The sequence below is a fragment of the Hafnia alvei genome (genome assembly GCF_034424155.1).
Taxonomy (GTDB): Bacteria; Pseudomonadota; Gammaproteobacteria; order Enterobacterales; family Enterobacteriaceae; genus Hafnia; species Hafnia alvei.
Window position 1 is genome coordinate 4,411,398 of sequence record NZ_CP139992.1, and the last position, 14,895, is coordinate 4,426,292.

16 protein-coding genes are annotated in these 14,895 nt (G+C 49.8%); 5 read left to right on the forward strand and 11 right to left on the reverse strand.

Annotation, left to right across the window (positions count from 1 at the left end; translation table 11 throughout):
* Positions 1-55: 55 nt before the first annotated feature.
* Complete coding sequence (locus tag U0008_RS20400) at positions 56-1,168, reverse strand: branched-chain amino acid ABC transporter substrate-binding protein (RefSeq protein WP_043489498.1); 1,113 nt, start codon at positions 1,166-1,168, stop codon at positions 56-58.
* Between the two features lie 417 nt (positions 1,169-1,585).
* Here U0008_RS20400 and panM point away from each other — a divergent pair, with 417 nt between their 5' ends.
* The gene (gene panM / locus U0008_RS20405; protein ID WP_025799394.1) at positions 1,586-1,999 is read left to right on the forward strand and encodes an aspartate 1-decarboxylase autocleavage activator PanM; all 414 of its coding nucleotides are present in this window, start codon (positions 1,586-1,588) and stop codon (positions 1,997-1,999) included.
* 69 nt (positions 2,000-2,068) lie between these two features.
* Here panM and rpoH read toward each other — a convergent pair whose 3' ends face one another.
* From rpoH to ftsY, 4 genes are all read right to left on the reverse strand, one after another.
* Positions 2,069-2,920: an RNA polymerase sigma factor RpoH gene (gene rpoH, locus U0008_RS20410; RefSeq protein WP_025799396.1), complete on the reverse strand. Its 852-nt coding sequence runs from the start codon at positions 2,918-2,920 to the stop codon at positions 2,069-2,071.
* 278 nt (positions 2,921-3,198) lie between these two features.
* The gene (gene ftsX / locus U0008_RS20415) at positions 3,199-4,176 is read right to left on the reverse strand and encodes a permease-like cell division protein FtsX (protein WP_025799398.1); all 978 of its coding nucleotides are present in this window, start codon (positions 4,174-4,176) and stop codon (positions 3,199-3,201) included.
* Complete coding sequence (ftsE, locus tag U0008_RS20420) at positions 4,169-4,837, reverse strand: cell division ATP-binding protein FtsE (RefSeq protein WP_004090701.1); 669 nt, start codon at positions 4,835-4,837, stop codon at positions 4,169-4,171. Before ftsE ends, ftsX begins: the two co-directional genes overlap by 8 nt.
* Before the next feature lie 5 nt (positions 4,838-4,842).
* Positions 4,843-6,291, reverse strand: a complete 1,449-nt coding sequence (gene ftsY / locus U0008_RS20425) for a signal recognition particle-docking protein FtsY (RefSeq protein WP_408582322.1) — start codon at positions 6,289-6,291, stop codon at positions 4,843-4,845.
* A gap of 619 nt (positions 6,292-6,910) precedes the next feature.
* Here ftsY and rsmD point away from each other — a divergent pair.
* A complete protein-coding gene (rsmD, locus tag U0008_RS20430; protein ID WP_043489565.1) occupies positions 6,911-7,492 on the forward strand; it encodes a 16S rRNA (guanine(966)-N(2))-methyltransferase in 582 nt (193 codons plus the stop codon).
* A 15-nt stretch (positions 7,493-7,507) separates the two neighbouring features.
* Complete coding sequence (locus U0008_RS20435; protein WP_025799404.1) at positions 7,508-7,780, forward strand: DUF1145 family protein; 273 nt, start codon at positions 7,508-7,510, stop codon at positions 7,778-7,780.
* Positions 7,781-7,823: 43 nt separating this feature from the next.
* Here U0008_RS20435 and U0008_RS20440 read toward each other — a convergent pair whose 3' ends face one another.
* A complete protein-coding gene (locus tag U0008_RS20440; protein WP_043489504.1) occupies positions 7,824-8,180 on the reverse strand; it encodes a DUF2500 domain-containing protein in 357 nt (118 codons plus the stop codon).
* Positions 8,177-8,497 carry a DUF1820 family protein gene (locus U0008_RS20445; RefSeq protein WP_025799408.1) on the reverse strand — a complete coding sequence of 107 codons (321 nt, stop codon included), beginning with the start codon at positions 8,495-8,497 and terminating at the stop codon, positions 8,177-8,179. Before U0008_RS20445 ends, U0008_RS20440 begins: the two co-directional genes overlap by 4 nt.
* 281 nt (positions 8,498-8,778) lie before the next feature.
* Here U0008_RS20445 and U0008_RS20450 point away from each other — a divergent pair, with 281 nt between their 5' ends.
* Complete coding sequence (locus tag U0008_RS20450; protein WP_043489507.1) at positions 8,779-9,405, forward strand: lysoplasmalogenase; 627 nt, start codon at positions 8,779-8,781, stop codon at positions 9,403-9,405.
* 74 nt (positions 9,406-9,479) lie between these two features.
* Here the strand turns inward: U0008_RS20450 and U0008_RS20455 are convergent, their stop codons facing one another.
* The gene (locus U0008_RS20455; protein WP_043489509.1) at positions 9,480-10,811 is read right to left on the reverse strand and encodes a D-serine ammonia-lyase; all 1,332 of its coding nucleotides are present in this window, start codon (positions 10,809-10,811) and stop codon (positions 9,480-9,482) included.
* 17 nt (positions 10,812-10,828) lie between these two features.
* Positions 10,829-12,166, reverse strand: a complete 1,338-nt coding sequence (gene dsdX / locus U0008_RS20460; protein ID WP_043489512.1) for a D-serine transporter DsdX — start codon at positions 12,164-12,166, stop codon at positions 10,829-10,831.
* A gap of 221 nt (positions 12,167-12,387) precedes the next feature.
* Between dsdX and dsdC the strand changes: the two genes are divergently transcribed.
* Entirely contained in the window at positions 12,388-13,335 is a 948-nt protein-coding gene (gene dsdC / locus U0008_RS20465) for a DNA-binding transcriptional regulator DsdC (RefSeq protein ID WP_043489514.1), read from the forward strand.
* A 26-nt stretch (positions 13,336-13,361) separates the two neighbouring features.
* Here dsdC and yiiM read toward each other — a convergent pair whose 3' ends face one another.
* On the reverse strand, positions 13,362-14,033 hold the full coding sequence (yiiM, locus tag U0008_RS20470; RefSeq protein ID WP_025799420.1) for a 6-hydroxyaminopurine reductase: 672 nt from the start codon (positions 14,031-14,033) through the stop codon (positions 13,362-13,364).
* Between the two features lie 142 nt (positions 14,034-14,175).
* Positions 14,176-14,802 carry a superoxide dismutase [Mn] gene (gene sodA / locus U0008_RS20475; protein ID WP_043489517.1) on the reverse strand — a complete coding sequence of 209 codons (627 nt, stop codon included), beginning with the start codon at positions 14,800-14,802 and terminating at the stop codon, positions 14,176-14,178.
* Positions 14,803-14,895 lie beyond the last annotated feature (93 nt).

Here is a 14,895-nt window from a genome sequence, read left to right on the forward strand (position 1 = left end):
GTTCGGCTCCCTCCCCTGACAAGGGGAGGGCTGGGGTGGGGTTAGCGCTCAGAACTTACTTCACCGCAGTTGATGAACCATCGGCGTGCCATTCGAAGATACCGAACTCGAAGCCTTTCAGATCGCCTTTGTCATCCCAACTCAATGGCCCCATCACGGTATCAACCGGTTGAGCTTTGAGGTTTTTGATGATGTCAGCAGGCTCTTCGCTTTTACTACGCTCCATGCCGGTGGTCAGCGATTGCAGCGCGGCATAGGTGGTCCACACAAACGGGCCAGTTGGATCCAGCTTTTTAGCTTTCAGCGAGTCCACGATGGCTTTGTTAGCCGGAGCCTGATCGTAGCGCTGTGGCAGCGTGACCAGCATGCCTTCGGAAGCATCCCCCGCGATGTTAGACAACGAAGAGTTACCCACGCCCTCAGGCCCCATAAACTTAGCCTTCAGACCAGCTTGCTTAGCCTGACGCAAAATTTGCCCCATCTCTGGGTAGTAGCCACCGAAGTAAACAAAATCGACGTTCTCTTTCTTCAGTTTGGCCACCAGCGTGGAGAAATCTTTATCGCCTGCCGTCACACCTTCAAACAGCACAGGCTTCACATTGGATTTCTCCAACGCATCTTTAACCGAACGAGCCAGACCTTCACCATATTGCTGTTTGTCATGCACTACGGCGATACGCTGCGGTTTAATGGTGTTGAGAATATATTTCGCCGCCGTTGGCCCCTGATCGGAATCCAGCCCGGTGGTACGCATAATCAGCTTATAGCCGCGCGTGGTGAGATCGGCGTTGGTCGCCGCAGGAGTTATCATCAACACGCCTTCATCTTCGTAGATATCCGAAGCGGGCTGAGTGGAAGAAGAACATAGATGGCCGATAACGTAGCGAATACCATCGTTAATCACCTTGTTTGCCACCGCTACCGCTTGCTTAGGATCGCAGGCATCGTCATATTCCACGCCGACCAATTTGTCGCCGTTCACGCCGCCTTTCGCGTTGATATCAGCAATCGCCTGCTTAGCACCGGTAAATTCCATATCGCCATATTGCGCCACTGGGCCAGACATCGCCCCCACGATGGCAATTTTGATGTCCTTCGCCATCACGCTGCTGCTCATGGCTAACGCCATACAACCCGCCAGAAAAACCTTACCCTTATTAATATTCATCCGCTCATCCCCGCCTGTCGTTATGTTTATTGTGTTTGCTTTGATGTGTTATCACGCAACATATTATTAACATAAAACGCTTTTATGCATAAGAAATAATGAATTATGTGATTTCACAGCAATGTTTTCTAATAAGGCTTTATTTTTCATGTCATTAAACAGGAGATTTCTTCTGTAAATCAAATCAGAAGACTAGGAACAAGCGGTGTAAACAGCACAAAAATCGGAGAATTACGGCAACATTTATCACTAGGCGAGCACGTTCATCTGTTAAACAATTCATTTACTAATTTTTTACTCTGAAAATTGTAGAAGGATAAAAATAATCAGCTCAAATTTTGTACATAAAAAGTTACACCGCCAATGGATGCAGATCACTTACAATGCTTATCAATTATTCTCGGCAGAAGATAAAACATGAAACTCACCATTGAGCGCTTAGTAGAATTAAATTCAGACGACATCCGTGACTTGGGAAAAGTGTGGCCAGAACAGCAGCCAGAAGCATGGCAAGCGTGGCTCGAAGCGGGAAATGCCCTATTCGCCGCCCGTTTCAATGACCGACTATTAGCTGCCGTAAAGGTATTTGCCGATAAACCCAAAGGTTTCGCCACGCTGCATGACCTGTGCGTGCGTGAAGTGACCCGTCGCCGCGGCGTAGGTTTATATCTGATTGAAGATACTCTGCGTCAGTTGCCTGATATCAACGTTTGGCAATTGGCCGCAAGCGAGGTTCCAAGCGAGAACCGTGAAGAGATGGATGCTTTCATGAAGGCGTGTGGGTTTAACTTCTGCGAACTGAGCAACGGCGAACAGGGCTGGCAGAGTTAGGGTGAAAATGACAAACAAAAAAGGCGATGCCAAGCATCGCCTTTTGTCGGACTGTCGTGCATTTAAAGCTTAAGCTTCAATTGCTGCACGCAGTTTTTTCATTGCGTTCTTTTCAAGCTGACGCACACGCTCTGCAGACACACCGTATTGATCGGCCAGTTCTTGCAGCGTTGCTTTGTTGTCGTCGTCTAACCAGCGGGCACGGATAATGTGCTGGCTACGCTCATCCAAGCCTTCCATCGCTAAGCTCAGCTTGTCGGCGGCGTGGCTATCCCAGTTGTCATCTTCGATATCGTTAGCGAAATCAGAAGATTTATCCTGAAGGAATAGCACTGGCGCAGCAGGTGAGCTGTCATCGTCGTCGTTAGACATGTCAAAAGCCATGTCCTGCGCGGCCATACGCGATTCCATTTCCAGCACGTCTTTTTCAGACACACCCAGCTCGCGAGCAACCAGTTCCACTTCGTCCTGATTGAACCAGCCTAAACGCTGCTTGGTTTTACGCAGGTTGAAGAACAGCTTACGCTGGGCTTTGGTGGTCGCAACCTTCACGATGCGCCAGTTACGCAGCACGTATTCGTGAATTTCAGCTTTGATCCAGTGAACCGCAAAGGACACCAGTCGTACGCCCATTTCTGGGTTAAAACGACGCACAGCTTTCATCAGGCCGATGTTACCTTCCTGAATCAGGTCTGCCTGCGGCAACCCGTAGCCGGCATAGTTACGGGCAACATGAACAACAAAGCGCAGGTGCGACAGAATCAGCTGTTTTGCTGCATCCAAGTCACCCTCGTAATGCAGTCGTTCACCCAGTTCTTTCTCTTCCTCTGCTGTCAGCATCGGATAGGTGTTGGCCGCACGAACGTAAGCTTCCAAGCTACCTTGAGGAACTAAGGTTAAAGTTTGCATCTCTTTGGTCATTCAAACCCTCTCAATATTCAATCCAGCCGTACTAGTAACGCCGTAGCAATTCTAACGATATAACAGCGCGGACACTAACACGATTCTGCAAAATTTGACCGTGAGTTACCCCACAAGTTCAATGTTGCGTGCATAAATTTAGCACAATTCTACAACAGACATGAACTCATTGGGAACGTGATGGGGGGAGTATAGGATGGAGAACCGGTATCGGGTTTAACCAGAATGGCTCTTCCCCCGTCAGCAACTCAACGAGGGAAGAGTATAACACTATTTCGCTATTGTGGTGTAAATCGGCGTAAATGTTGGACGGTTGCCAGCCACGCGGCAATCCAGCCAATCATGGCAGAAACCAGCACCAGCAATAGGCACTCATCCCAACCTAAACCGTGCAGCACAAACGTGGTGCCAAATACCGAGGCGACTTTAGCAACCGCGGAACCCAACTGCCAGACCATCGCCTGAGACAAAATCAGCGATAGAATTGCACCACTAAAGCCTAACAGCGCACCGCCATTAAGGAATGGCCGAAGAATAAATCCGTCGGTCGCCCCAATCAGCTTCATCACATTGATGGTGTCGCGACGGCTGAATATGCTCAGACGCACGCTGTTACCAATCACCAAGAACACGGCCACAATCATCAAAATACCGATCATCGCCGCGACCTGCCCGACCAGCCCAGTTAGCGCAGCCAAACGCGCAAACCAGCTGTCGTCCATGCGAACTTCATCAACCCCTTTCACGGCCGCCACGCGATCGCGCAGAGTGTTGAGGGTATCACTGCTTTCGAAATTCATTTTTGGCGTAATGATAGCCACGGCCGGAAGCGGGTTTTCTTCCAGCATATCCAGCGCGCCGCCAAAACCAGACCAGTTGCGGAATTCGCCCAGCGCTTCTTCTCGTGAGAGGTAGTTAACTTTATCCACGCCCTCTTCGCCTTTCAGCACCGTCATCACTTGTTCGGCAGCGTCATCATCCAGCGCTTTATCCAGATAAACCGTTAGCTGCGGCGTTGGATACCACTGCGAAGCCGCTTCGCTGACGTTTTTGTAGACCAGATAACACACGCTGGGCAGCGTTAGTGAAATAGCGATAACCATCACCGTAAGCAGAGTCGCCAACGGCTGGCGCATCATATCAGCCAGCGTGTTAACCCATGCATAGCGCCACTGTTCACGCCAACCGCCACGCAGCGCCTTGGCTTTGTCAGGCATTTTCGCGCGCGAGGCCGAACGATTTGGAGCCTTAGCCATGCGAAATACCTCCGTCCATACGTCCCTGACTGAGCGTCAGCATACGGTAGCGACGGCGCGCAATCAGCCCCATGTCATGGGTTGCCATCAGCACCGTAACGCCCACACGGTTGAACTCTTCGAACAGGCGCAAAATACCTTCCGACAGCGCCTCATCCAAGTTACCGGTTGGCTCATCCGCTAACAGCACGGCAGGCTTGTTAACCACCGCACGGGCGATCCCAACGCGCTGCTGTTCACCGCCGGAAAGCTGGATCGGGAAGTTTTTGGCTTTATCCAATAACCCCACTTTATCCAGCGCCGCAGAGACACGGCGGCGAATATCTTCGCTGCTGGCACCTGAAATAATCAGCGGCATCGACACGTTGTCGTATACCGTTCGGTCCATCAACAGATGATGGTCTTGGAAAATCATGCCAATCTGGCGACGCAGAAACGGAACTTCTGAGTTCCGTAAGCGGCTGATGTCATGACCACCAAAAAGAATATGTCCTGCGCTTGGACGCTCAATGCCACATATCAGTTTAAGCAGGGTACTTTTCCCTGCGCCTGAGTGGCCGGTGAGAAACGCCATCTCGCCCTGGCGTAGATGGAAATCTACGCCTTGCAGAGCCTGACGCCCGCCCAGATACGCTTTACTGACCTGTTCGAAGCGAATCATCCGTATTAATCCTCACGGGCAAAAAGTGCCTCAATAAAATCGTCGGCCTTGAATGGCCGTAAATCTTCGATACCTTCACCAACCCCGATATAGCGGATTGGAATGCCAAACTGATCGGCCACGGCAAAGATCACCCCGCCTTTAGCGGTGCCATCCAGCTTGGTTAACGTAATACCGGTCAGACCAACCGCTTCGTTAAACAGTTTTGCCTGACTCACCGCGTTTTGTCCGGTGCTTGCATCAATCGTCAGCATAACCTCATGTGGCGCATCTTCGTCCAACTTTTTCATTACACGAACAATTTTCTTCAGCTCTTCCATCAAGTGCGATTTGTTCTGCAAGCGTCCTGCGGTATCGGCCAGCAACACATCAATATTACGTGCTTTGGCCGCTTGAATCGCATCAAAGATAACGGAAGCAGAATCAGCGCCGGTATGCTGTGCAACTACGGGAATATTATTGCGCTCCCCCCAAACCTGCAGCTGTTCAACCGCCGCCGCACGGAAGGTATCGCCCGCAGCGAGCATTACAGATTTGCCTTCGGCTTGGAACTGGCGAGCCAGCTTACCAATCGTGGTGGTTTTACCCACTCCGTTAACGCCGACCATCAAGATGACAAACGGCGTACGGCCACTGACGTCTAGCGGTTTATCTACGGTGCTTAAAATCTCACCCATCTCTTCTTTCAGTTTGCCATACAGCGACTCTGCGTCTTTGAGTTCTTTACGGCTAGCATGTTCCGTCAGAGATTTGATAATTTTGTTAGTGGTTTCAACGCCCACATCGGCAATCAGCAACTGTTCTTCCAGCTCTTCAAACAGATCGTCGTCGATTTTCTTACCACGGAACAAGCCGAAAAATCCGGAACCCAGATTTTGTTTTGTTTTCAGCAGGCTGCGTTTGAGACGAGCGAAGAAACCTTCTTTCGTTGGGCGTTCCTGTTCATGCTGAACAACTACCGCAGCTTCTGGCTGCGCGTCAGCGTGAGATTCATCCTCATCGGCTTGATCAACCTCTACGTCATCAACGACGTCGGTATCCAGATCGACAACTTCTTCCGAGCGCGCAATCTCAGCGATTACGTCGATGGCTTCAGGCTCAGGCTCGGAAACGGACTCCCCCACCACTGGCTCATGTTTAATCGCATCATCTTCAGCGATTTCCTGCTCAACCAGCTCTTCGATGTAGGGCTCGTCAATAACCGGTTCTTGATGAACATGCGGATGCGCCGCTGCAGTCAGCGTAATCACTTGCTCGGCAAACACTTCCGCATCATGTTCGAGATGCTCACCGCCGTGGTGATTGTCGTGCTTGTTCACCAGCGGTTCGCTGGCATGAATAATAGTTTCAGCGGTTGTCTGGGCGGAAACTGGCGTATGCTCAGATTCGGCCGGTTCAGCGGTAGCTTCCGGCGCAGATGCCTCTTCGTGATGCGCCTGAGTAAGCTCTACAATTTGCTCAGCAAAAACTTCGGCACCTTGCGCATCGGGACGATGCTCGTGGCTTGATGCTAAATGCTCCGTCGTTTCAGCCAGTTCATCAGCCAATACTTTAGCTGGCGCTTCTCGCTGGGCATGCTGCTCCGCCAACGGCAGATTTTCAGCGGCATGCTCTGGTGCAACGGTGGCATCCCATTCGCCGGGAGTTTCCACTGAAGCCGCATAGTCAGATTCACGCTCAGGCAGTTTGTCATCCAGCGATTCTGGCGTAGTGGTCTGCTCTGATGGCGCATCAGCTTGATGTTGTTCTGTTTCTTCTACCACTGGTGGTGTTTGCTGTTCGTCTTCTTGCGCCTTTTCCGGCTGCTCTTCCTGACGCCCAAACCCTAACCAGGAGAAAAAACCACGTTTTTTATCTTTTGCCATAGTGCGACGACTCTCCCGCCTGAAATTCAAAATTATTGATAAACTGCAATTGAACAAGTTTATCACTTAACCCGTTATCGCAACATGCATGCCGATGGGTTTCAAGTGGCATTTCCATCAATAAACGGTTACCTTGCACGGCAACAATGAAGATTGGCCTGTAATGGCACCGTCTAATACTGCAACCCAAACAAAAAATACCGCATTCATGGCAAAAAAACCTGCATCCCAATCCAGCGGACAAATCCGCATCATTGGCGGCCTATGGCGTGGCCGAAAACTTCCTGTGCCAGACAGTCCCGGCCTGCGCCCCACCACGGATCGCGTGCGTGAAACGCTGTTTAACTGGCTGGCTCCCGAGCTGAATGGCGCTCGCTGTCTCGATTGTTTTGCCGGCAGCGGTGCTTTGGGCTTTGAAGCCGTTTCTCGCTATGCCGAGCATGCTACGCTGCTTGAAGCCGACCGCACGGTGGCTACACAGCTCAAAAAAAATGTCGCGCTGATTGGCACCGATAAAATCATGGTGCAAAACACCGATGCGCTAAAATGGTTGTCACAGCCGGGTACGCCCTATCAGGTGGTTTTTCTCGATCCTCCCTTTAGAAAAGGGCTATTGGCAGAAACGATTACGCTGCTAGAAACACATGGCTGGCTCGCAGACGAAGCCTTTATTTACGTGGAGGCCGAAGCCGAAAGCGCAGCGGCAGATGTGCCCGCAAACTGGGCATTGCATCGCGAAAAAGTGGCGGGTCAGGTCGCTTATCGTTTATATACGCGCAGCGCGTCATAATTCGAGGAAATCACAATGGGAATTAATATTGGCCGCTTGCTCATGCTGTGCGTATGGGGGTTTATGCTGGTTAACATCATCCATCCTTACACCCGCCCGCTGAATATCTTTATGAACGTGGCGCTAGTGTTTATGGTGTTGATGCACGGTTTACAGGTCACAATGCTGAAAACCACGTTAACCAAAGACCAGCCGAAGATCGGCAAATGGCAGGAAGTGCGTATTTTCCTGTTTGGCGTTTTTGAACTGCTGGCTTGGCAGAAAAAGAATACTCCGCCGAAGAAATAATGAATGGCTGGATAATCCTCCCCTACAGGGGAGGTTTTAGCTATTACGCCTGTGGTTCAAAACTCACGAAGCGCGTGCCCTGCGTGCTGAGTGTACCGCGCGCACCTTTGTCTATCTGATGATAGGTTTTTTCCGGTACGACAAACTTCAGCTCACTTCCCCCCATTATTGGCTGGAAATAAACCTCATAACGCATATCTTCACCCGCAATCACTTCGCGCTGGCGTGAACGCCGATTGGGCGCAGGAAACTCGCGCTTAGCGCTCACTTCAACCTGTTGAGTGCTCAGCGGTGCGGCATCGTTAATGGCATTTTGACGGCGTTGCTGCATGAAGCGTTGGGCAGCAAATACCACAATAACAGCAACGATCACGACGAATATCAGCGGTGGTTTACTCATGGTTTTTTGCCGGGGAGATAAGGGAAGACGGTGACATTATCGCCTAAATCAGAGATTCGTGCGCTGCCGCGTTCGGTGACGGCATCAATGCGAATAACGGCCTGAATAGGAATATAGCTGCGCTCTACGCCAGAGAATTCGTTCTTCAACTTCTCTTCTGAAGGATCGACCAACACGGCGCTTTGGGTATCAAAAACAAAATCGGCGATTTCGAGAAAACCAAACAAATTGCTTTGTACAATTTCACGCACGTAAAGCTGATAGTTTTTACCGTTGTTCATAAACTGAATTCGGTATAAAGGCGCTTGACCAGACATGACGTTCCTCATCACTGCCAATGGGCAATTTCAAATTCAATAACTTTGTAACGACCACAACGCCTGCTCAGCAGCATATGCGCTATGGATACAGCGGGTTAACATAACATGAAGTTGTTTACACTTCATCCGCACCGATAGCAGGTAAAGTGATTGTCGCCGCCTGCGGTGATCCCCTACACTCAGAAGATAAGTGACTATCTATTTATTCTTATTCTTGATGCGACGTCAGCATCATAAGAATCAGAAAATTAACCTGCTAATTAAAAAAAGGATAAATGATGAGTTGGGCTTTTCTTGCAGTTTTATTTTCTGGCTGGCTATTTGTTGATGCCAGCTATCGTGGCCCGCGCTGGCAACGTTGGGTCTTCAAACCCGTCACCCTGCTGTTACTGCTTTTGCTGGCATGGAGCGCGCCCAATATTCAGGCCAGCGGCTATTTGATTCTACTTGGCCTGCTCGCCACACTTGCCGCTGATGCGCTGTTATTGCTGCCACGCGAGCGCGTGCTGTATGCCATTGGCGCGTTTTTCTTATCACATCTTCTGTACACCATCAGCTTCGCCAGTGCCTTAACGGTCTCGTTCTATCTGCCGATGTTGGCGGTATTAATCATTATCGGGATTGCTTTGATAGCCACCATCTGGACGCGTTTAGACGATATGCGCTGGCCAGTGGTGACCTATATTGCGATGACGCTGTTGATGGTGTGGATGGCTGGCGATCAATACTTTGCACGCGGCACCGATTTTGGTTTCTCACTGTTGGTGGGAGCATCGCTATTGCTGTTGTCTAACGTGGTATGGCTGGTCAATCGTTATCGCTTCACTTTCCGCGCCGCCGACGCCATTATCGCCGCCAGCTATTTTGCCGGTCATTTCCTGATTGTGCGTTCGTTGTATTTGTAAGCTCCGCAGATAACCCTCAGATAGATATAGAAACGGGGCAGCTTGCCCCGTTCGCCTATTTATCGCACCAGCGACTACACTTTCGCCGCAGAAAGATATTTCGCCATCTCATCTGCTGGCACCATGCCTCCACCCGTTGCCCATACCAAGTGAGTCGCATTTTGCATTTTCTGTGCGTCTAATCCGTGGCTCTGTAGATATTGAGCATCCCCACAGACTCGTGCTGCTCCCGGCATTCCCGCCAGCGCCGAAGGTTCTAGCTGAATACCTTGCTGCTGATTTAAAAGTCCCAACAGGTTATACATTTCCTGATCGCTTAAGGTATACAGACCATCAAGCAGGCGCTCCATCGCTCGCCCAACAAAGCCGGACGCACGTCCCACGGCTAAACCATCGGCGGCGGTGATATTGTCGATCCCAATATCCTGAACTGAAATTTCATCATGCAGGCCTGTATGAATACCCAGAAGCATACACGGTGAATGAGTCGGCTCTGCAAAGAAGCAATGCACGTTGTCGCCAAAGGCTAATTTCAGGCCAAATGCCACTCCGCCAGGGCCACCACCAACGCCGCACGGCAGATAAACAAACAGCGGATGTTCGGCATCAACGTGAATATTCATTTGGCTAAACTGTTGGCGTAAACGCCCACCGGCAACGGCATAACCTAAAAATAGCGTGCGTGAATTTTCATCATCAATAAAGAAACAATGAGGATCTGATTCCGCCTCTTTGCGCCCTTGAGCAACGGCCACGCCATAATCCTGCGCATACTCCACCACATTCACGCCGTGCTCACGCAGTTTTTGCTTTTTCCACGCTCGCGCATCAGCCGACATATGCACACTAACGCTGAAGCCAAGTTTGGCGCTCATAATGCCGATCGACATGCCTAAATTACCAGTAGAGCCTACCGCAATACTGTATTGGCTAAAGAATTGGCGGAACTTGTCGGAATACAGCACGCTGTAGTCATCATCTTCTGACAGCATTCCCGCTTCAATGGCCAGCTTTTCAGCGTGGGTAAGCACTTCATAAATCCCGCCACGCGCTTTGATCGACCCAGAGATAGGCAAATGACTGTCTTTTTTCAGCATCAGCTGACCAGCAATTTTTTGCTGATAGCGCTGTTCCAACGCAGCCTGCATCTCCGGGATCGCAACGACTTCTGACTCAATAATACCGTGCGTTTTTTGCGTTTCTGGGAACGCTAAGCAAAGGTATGGCGCAAATCGTTTAAGGCGCGCTTCCGCCTGCGTAACGTCATCCTGCGTCAAACCAACGTAAGGAAGCCCCTCAGCCAACGTGGTGGTATTTGGGTTAAACCATGTAACTGCATCTAAGTTAATCAGCTTTTTAACCAATGGATATTGTTCAACCAAATGTTCAATTTCAAACGTATTCATAAATAGTATCTTCTCGATTAAACGATATAAGAGAGTAGGAAAGTCGTGCCTAAAGCGATCAGCGACGCGATGAAAGTCGCCACTGTGTAATATTTAAATGTCTCACTCAGCGTTGCACCACAGTATTGCTTAACCAGCCAAAACAGGGAGTCGGTGACGATGGTGCAGCCAATCGCACCAGAGCCAATGGCTAGCGTGATAATTTCAGGGCTCACGTTGGGATAAAGCGGCAATACCGGCGCAACAATCGCTGTGGCCCCCATCATGGCCACCGTGGCAGAACCCACTGCGGCATGAAGAATGATCGCCACCAACCAAGCCAGCAAAATTGGATGCATATGCATATTGGAGAGCAGCACCGCCAAAGTATCAGCAAGGCCACTGGCTTTAAGAATGCCGTTAAATGCGCCGCCCGCACCGATAATCAGCAAAATGTTAGCAATTGAAGAGAAACCATCTTCCGTTTTGCTCAGCAGTTTACCCATGCCCATATGCTGACGGATGCCTAAAACGTAATAGGCAACGAAGGCAGCGATAAACATCGCCGTAATCGGGTTACCAATGAATTCAAAGAAGTTATACAGCGCTGAACCCTTGGTCATATTGAGTTCGGCCGCCGTCTTGATCAGCATCAGCACAATCGGCAGCAGCACGGTAAATAACGTGGCGCCCAACGATGGTAGATCCTCTTCTCGGCGCACTTCCAGCTCAGAAAACGCGGCAGGAACGTGTTTAAACGGAAGGCGATGACCGACAAACTTCAAAAATAGCGGGCCACCGATCAGCGAAGCCACAAGACCCACCAACAGGCCGTATACAATGACGGTTCCAATATCAGCGCCTAACGCATTGGTCACATACAATGCCGCCGGATGCGGAGGGACAACGCAATGCACGGCCATTAATGCGGTACACAGCGGGATTGCCAGCTTCAGCAAAGAAGTGTGGGTCTTTTTAGCAATTGAGAATGCCAGAGGGATCAGCAACACCACACCCACTTCCACAAACAGCGTAATACCGCATACCAAGCCAACTAAAACCATAATGACGTCTGGTGATAACCAACGGCATTTTTGCAACGTAATGCCGATACGCTCAGCGGCACCAGAAACCTCCATCATTTTGCCCAGAATAGTTCCCAGACCAATCACGGCGGCTAAAAAGCCTAAGGTTCCACCAATCCCACCTTCAATGGCATTCACCATTTCCAACGGGTTCATTCCCATTAACACGCCGACATAAAAACTGGCCAGCAGTAGTGCTAAAAATGGGTGAATCTTAAATTTAACGATGGTTAATATAATTATTATGATGCTTGTTAATAGCGTTCCAACGACCCAAATTTGCGAGCTCATTTCCAACCTCACCCTGTAATAAATCACCTGTCTATTGGATAAGAAGTGAACATCGCTGACAAACGATCAAATTCAGCCTTCACATGAGCCAGATTGAATCAAACGGGTGATATTGGTCAAAATAGAAAGGAATTATCGCGATTGAGTCACATTAACTCATCTGTGAGCACGCTAAAACGCTCCGCTAGCGTATGCTGATGCTCTGTCCAAACGAGGTCGCTATGTTCGAGCATTCAAAATACATCGCACGTAACAAACTGCTTAATGGCTATCAGCTATCAAAACTCTATACCTTTGAGGTTGCGGCCAGACATGAGTCTTTTGCGCTCGCGGCGGAAGAGTTATCGATAAGCCCTAGCGCCGTTAGCCATCGCATCAATCAGCTTGAAGAAGAGTTGGGATTTAAGCTATTCCAACGATTTCATCGCCGTATTGCGCTCACGCCTGAAGGAGAGCGGGTATTTTGGGCGCTAAAATCTTCTCTCAGCTATCTCAATCAAGAAATTCTTGAGATAAAAAGCCAGGAGCTGTCGGGAACGCTGACGGTTTATTCTCGCCCCTCGATCGCGCAATGTTGGCTGGTGCCTAAACTGGCTGATTTTGCTAAACAATATCCGGCGATCAGCTTAAACATTTTAACCGGCAACGAGATGGTTAACTTCAACGGCGCGGGAATCGATCTGGCGATTTATTTTGATGATAAACCGCCTGAAACCCTGTCATGCCAGCACCTGATGAATGAGTCAATGATACCGGTGTGTAGCCCTGAATATGCCAAACAGCACGATCTCGTTGGCAAGCCATTTAATCTGCGCCAAAGCACGTTGCTGCACGATCGTCAGGCCTGGAGCTATGACTCCAACGAAAGTGAATGGCATTCATGGGCGCGGAATTTTAACGTTGATATCGCTGAAGATCAGCGAAGTATGGGGTTTGATCGTTCCGATCTGGCGGTGATCGCTGCAATGAACCATGTGGGTATTGCGATGGGGCGTAAAAATCTGGTGAACAAGCGGCTTGAGAGCCAAGAGTTAATTGCGCCCTTCCCAGAGTTTGAAATGCAGTGCGAGCAACGCTACTACATTTCAACTCTTTCGGAGCGCCAGTGGCCAAAGATCAACGCTTTTGTTCAATGGCTTAAAACGATGGCGGGCAATACTGAAGGTTAAATACTAAAAGCGTTAAATACTAGGGGTTAAACCCCGAGTAACCTTCGATTCATATCTTCAATTTTGCCGTTGAGAACCCGCATTTGCAGCGTTTTACTCCAGCTAGCTGAGATCCCAGCCGCACGCATCAGTCGGCGATACTCTTCTTCGTCAAACGGCATATGGAAGCAGATAGAAATTGCTTCTGCCACGCTGATGTCGCTGTTGCGCGAAACGAGTTCCAGCGGCTGATCTTCGCTGACCATACCTTCACCAACGATGCGATACAGCCAGCCGCAGCGGCCAGTTTGTTGCATCTGAACGGAAAACTCATCGATGTCCATGTGATAGTTGAGTTTATAGCACGGCGAACGCGGCTGAGTGACCTGAATCAGCGCCTCTCCCCAACGGTAGATATCACCGATAAAAACACTCTCTTCGGTCATCCCTTCAGTGGAAATATTTTCGCCTAAGGCCGGAGCGCAAAATTGCTCAGCTTGCTGGGGATACTGCCGTTGCCAAAACTGATAATGCTCACGCGGATACTGACACAGCGCCCGATCGGGGCCGCCATGGACTTTTTTCTCTGCCTGTTCATCACCTTCCAACCCAAGGCGGTTAAGCATCACGCCACCGGAAACCTGACGTTTGCCAATTGCACTCGGCTTGCTGCCTTCATAAGGAATGATGGTACCGGTGTAAATCGTTGGATAGTGCATGAAAAGCTCCCGAAAGCGGATTCATCAAGAAAATGACAATACCCTTACTATACCGTTCCCATCGGGTTTAAAAACAAAAAAAGCGTGGGTTTCCCCACGCTCCGATCACAGCTGTCTCACTATGGACAATGAGTACAGACGATTACTTTTTCGCTTCAGCAAAACGTTTTGCAGCTTCGTCCCAGTTCACCACGCTCCAGAACGCTTTGATGTAGTCTGGACGACGGTTCTGATATTTCAGGTAATAAGCATGTTCCCACACATCCAGACCCGCGATTGGGTAGCCGGAAGCACCAGAAACCGCTTCGCCCATCAGCGGGCTATCTTGGTTTGCAGTTGAAACCACGGCCAGTTTGCCGTCTGCTTTCAACACCAGCCACGCCCAGCCGGAGCCAAAGCGCGTTGCTGCTGCTTTTTCAAATTCTTCTTTAAATTTATCAACGCTGCCGAAATCGCGTTCGATAGCCGCTTTTAGGTCGCCCTTCAGCTCAGTACCAAGTTTCAAACCTTTCCAGAAGAAGCTGTGGTTTGCATGACCGCCTGCGTTGTTACGCAGCGCAGTACGTTTTTCAGCAGGGACTTTATCAAGCTGAGCAATCAGCTCTTCTGCGGTTAATTTAGCTAATTCTGGCAGAGACTCCAGCGCGGCGTTCGCGTTGTTGACGTAGGCCTGATGGTGTTTGCTGTGATGGATTTCCATCGTTTGCTTATCGAAGTGAGGCTCTAATGCGTCGTAGGCATAAGGTAGGGATGGCAGGGTATAGCTCATATTCATCTTCTCCAGATTTCAAAGGAGCAAAACATCCGCTCCGGTTAAGCAGTCTGGTCATTATAGTTAATTAAATGATATTGAAAATGATTA

Coding starts and splice junctions, on each gene's coding strand:
- U0008_RS20400 (WP_043489498.1), bottom strand. CDS start 1,168: ATGAATATTAATAAGGGTAAGGTTTTTCTGGCGGGTTGTATGGCGTTA.
- panM (WP_025799394.1), top strand. CDS start 1,586: ATGAAACTCACCATTGAGCGCTTAGTAGAATTAAATTCAGACGACATC.
- rpoH (WP_025799396.1), bottom strand. CDS start 2,920: ATGACCAAAGAGATGCAAACTTTAACCTTAGTTCCTCAAGGTAGCTTG.
- ftsX (WP_025799398.1), bottom strand. CDS start 4,176: ATGGCTAAGGCTCCAAATCGTTCGGCCTCGCGCGCGAAAATGCCTGAC.
- ftsE (WP_004090701.1), bottom strand. CDS start 4,837: ATGATTCGCTTCGAACAGGTCAGTAAAGCGTATCTGGGCGGGCGTCAG.
- rsmD (WP_043489565.1), top strand. CDS start 6,911: ATGGCAAAAAAACCTGCATCCCAATCCAGCGGACAAATCCGCATCATT.
- U0008_RS20435 (WP_025799404.1), top strand. CDS start 7,508: ATGGGAATTAATATTGGCCGCTTGCTCATGCTGTGCGTATGGGGGTTT.
- U0008_RS20440 (WP_043489504.1), bottom strand. CDS start 8,180: ATGAGTAAACCACCGCTGATATTCGTCGTGATCGTTGCTGTTATTGTG.
- U0008_RS20445 (WP_025799408.1), bottom strand. CDS start 8,497: ATGTCTGGTCAAGCGCCTTTATACCGAATTCAGTTTATGAACAACGGT.
- U0008_RS20450 (WP_043489507.1), top strand. CDS start 8,779: ATGAGTTGGGCTTTTCTTGCAGTTTTATTTTCTGGCTGGCTATTTGTT.
- U0008_RS20455 (WP_043489509.1), bottom strand. CDS start 10,811: ATGAATACGTTTGAAATTGAACATTTGGTTGAACAATATCCATTGGTT.
- dsdX (WP_043489512.1), bottom strand. CDS start 12,166: ATGAGCTCGCAAATTTGGGTCGTTGGAACGCTATTAACAAGCATCATA.
- dsdC (WP_043489514.1), top strand. CDS start 12,388: ATGTTCGAGCATTCAAAATACATCGCACGTAACAAACTGCTTAATGGC.
- yiiM (WP_025799420.1), bottom strand. CDS start 14,033: ATGCACTATCCAACGATTTACACCGGTACCATCATTCCTTATGAAGGC.
- sodA (WP_043489517.1), bottom strand. CDS start 14,802: ATGAGCTATACCCTGCCATCCCTACCTTATGCCTACGACGCATTAGAG.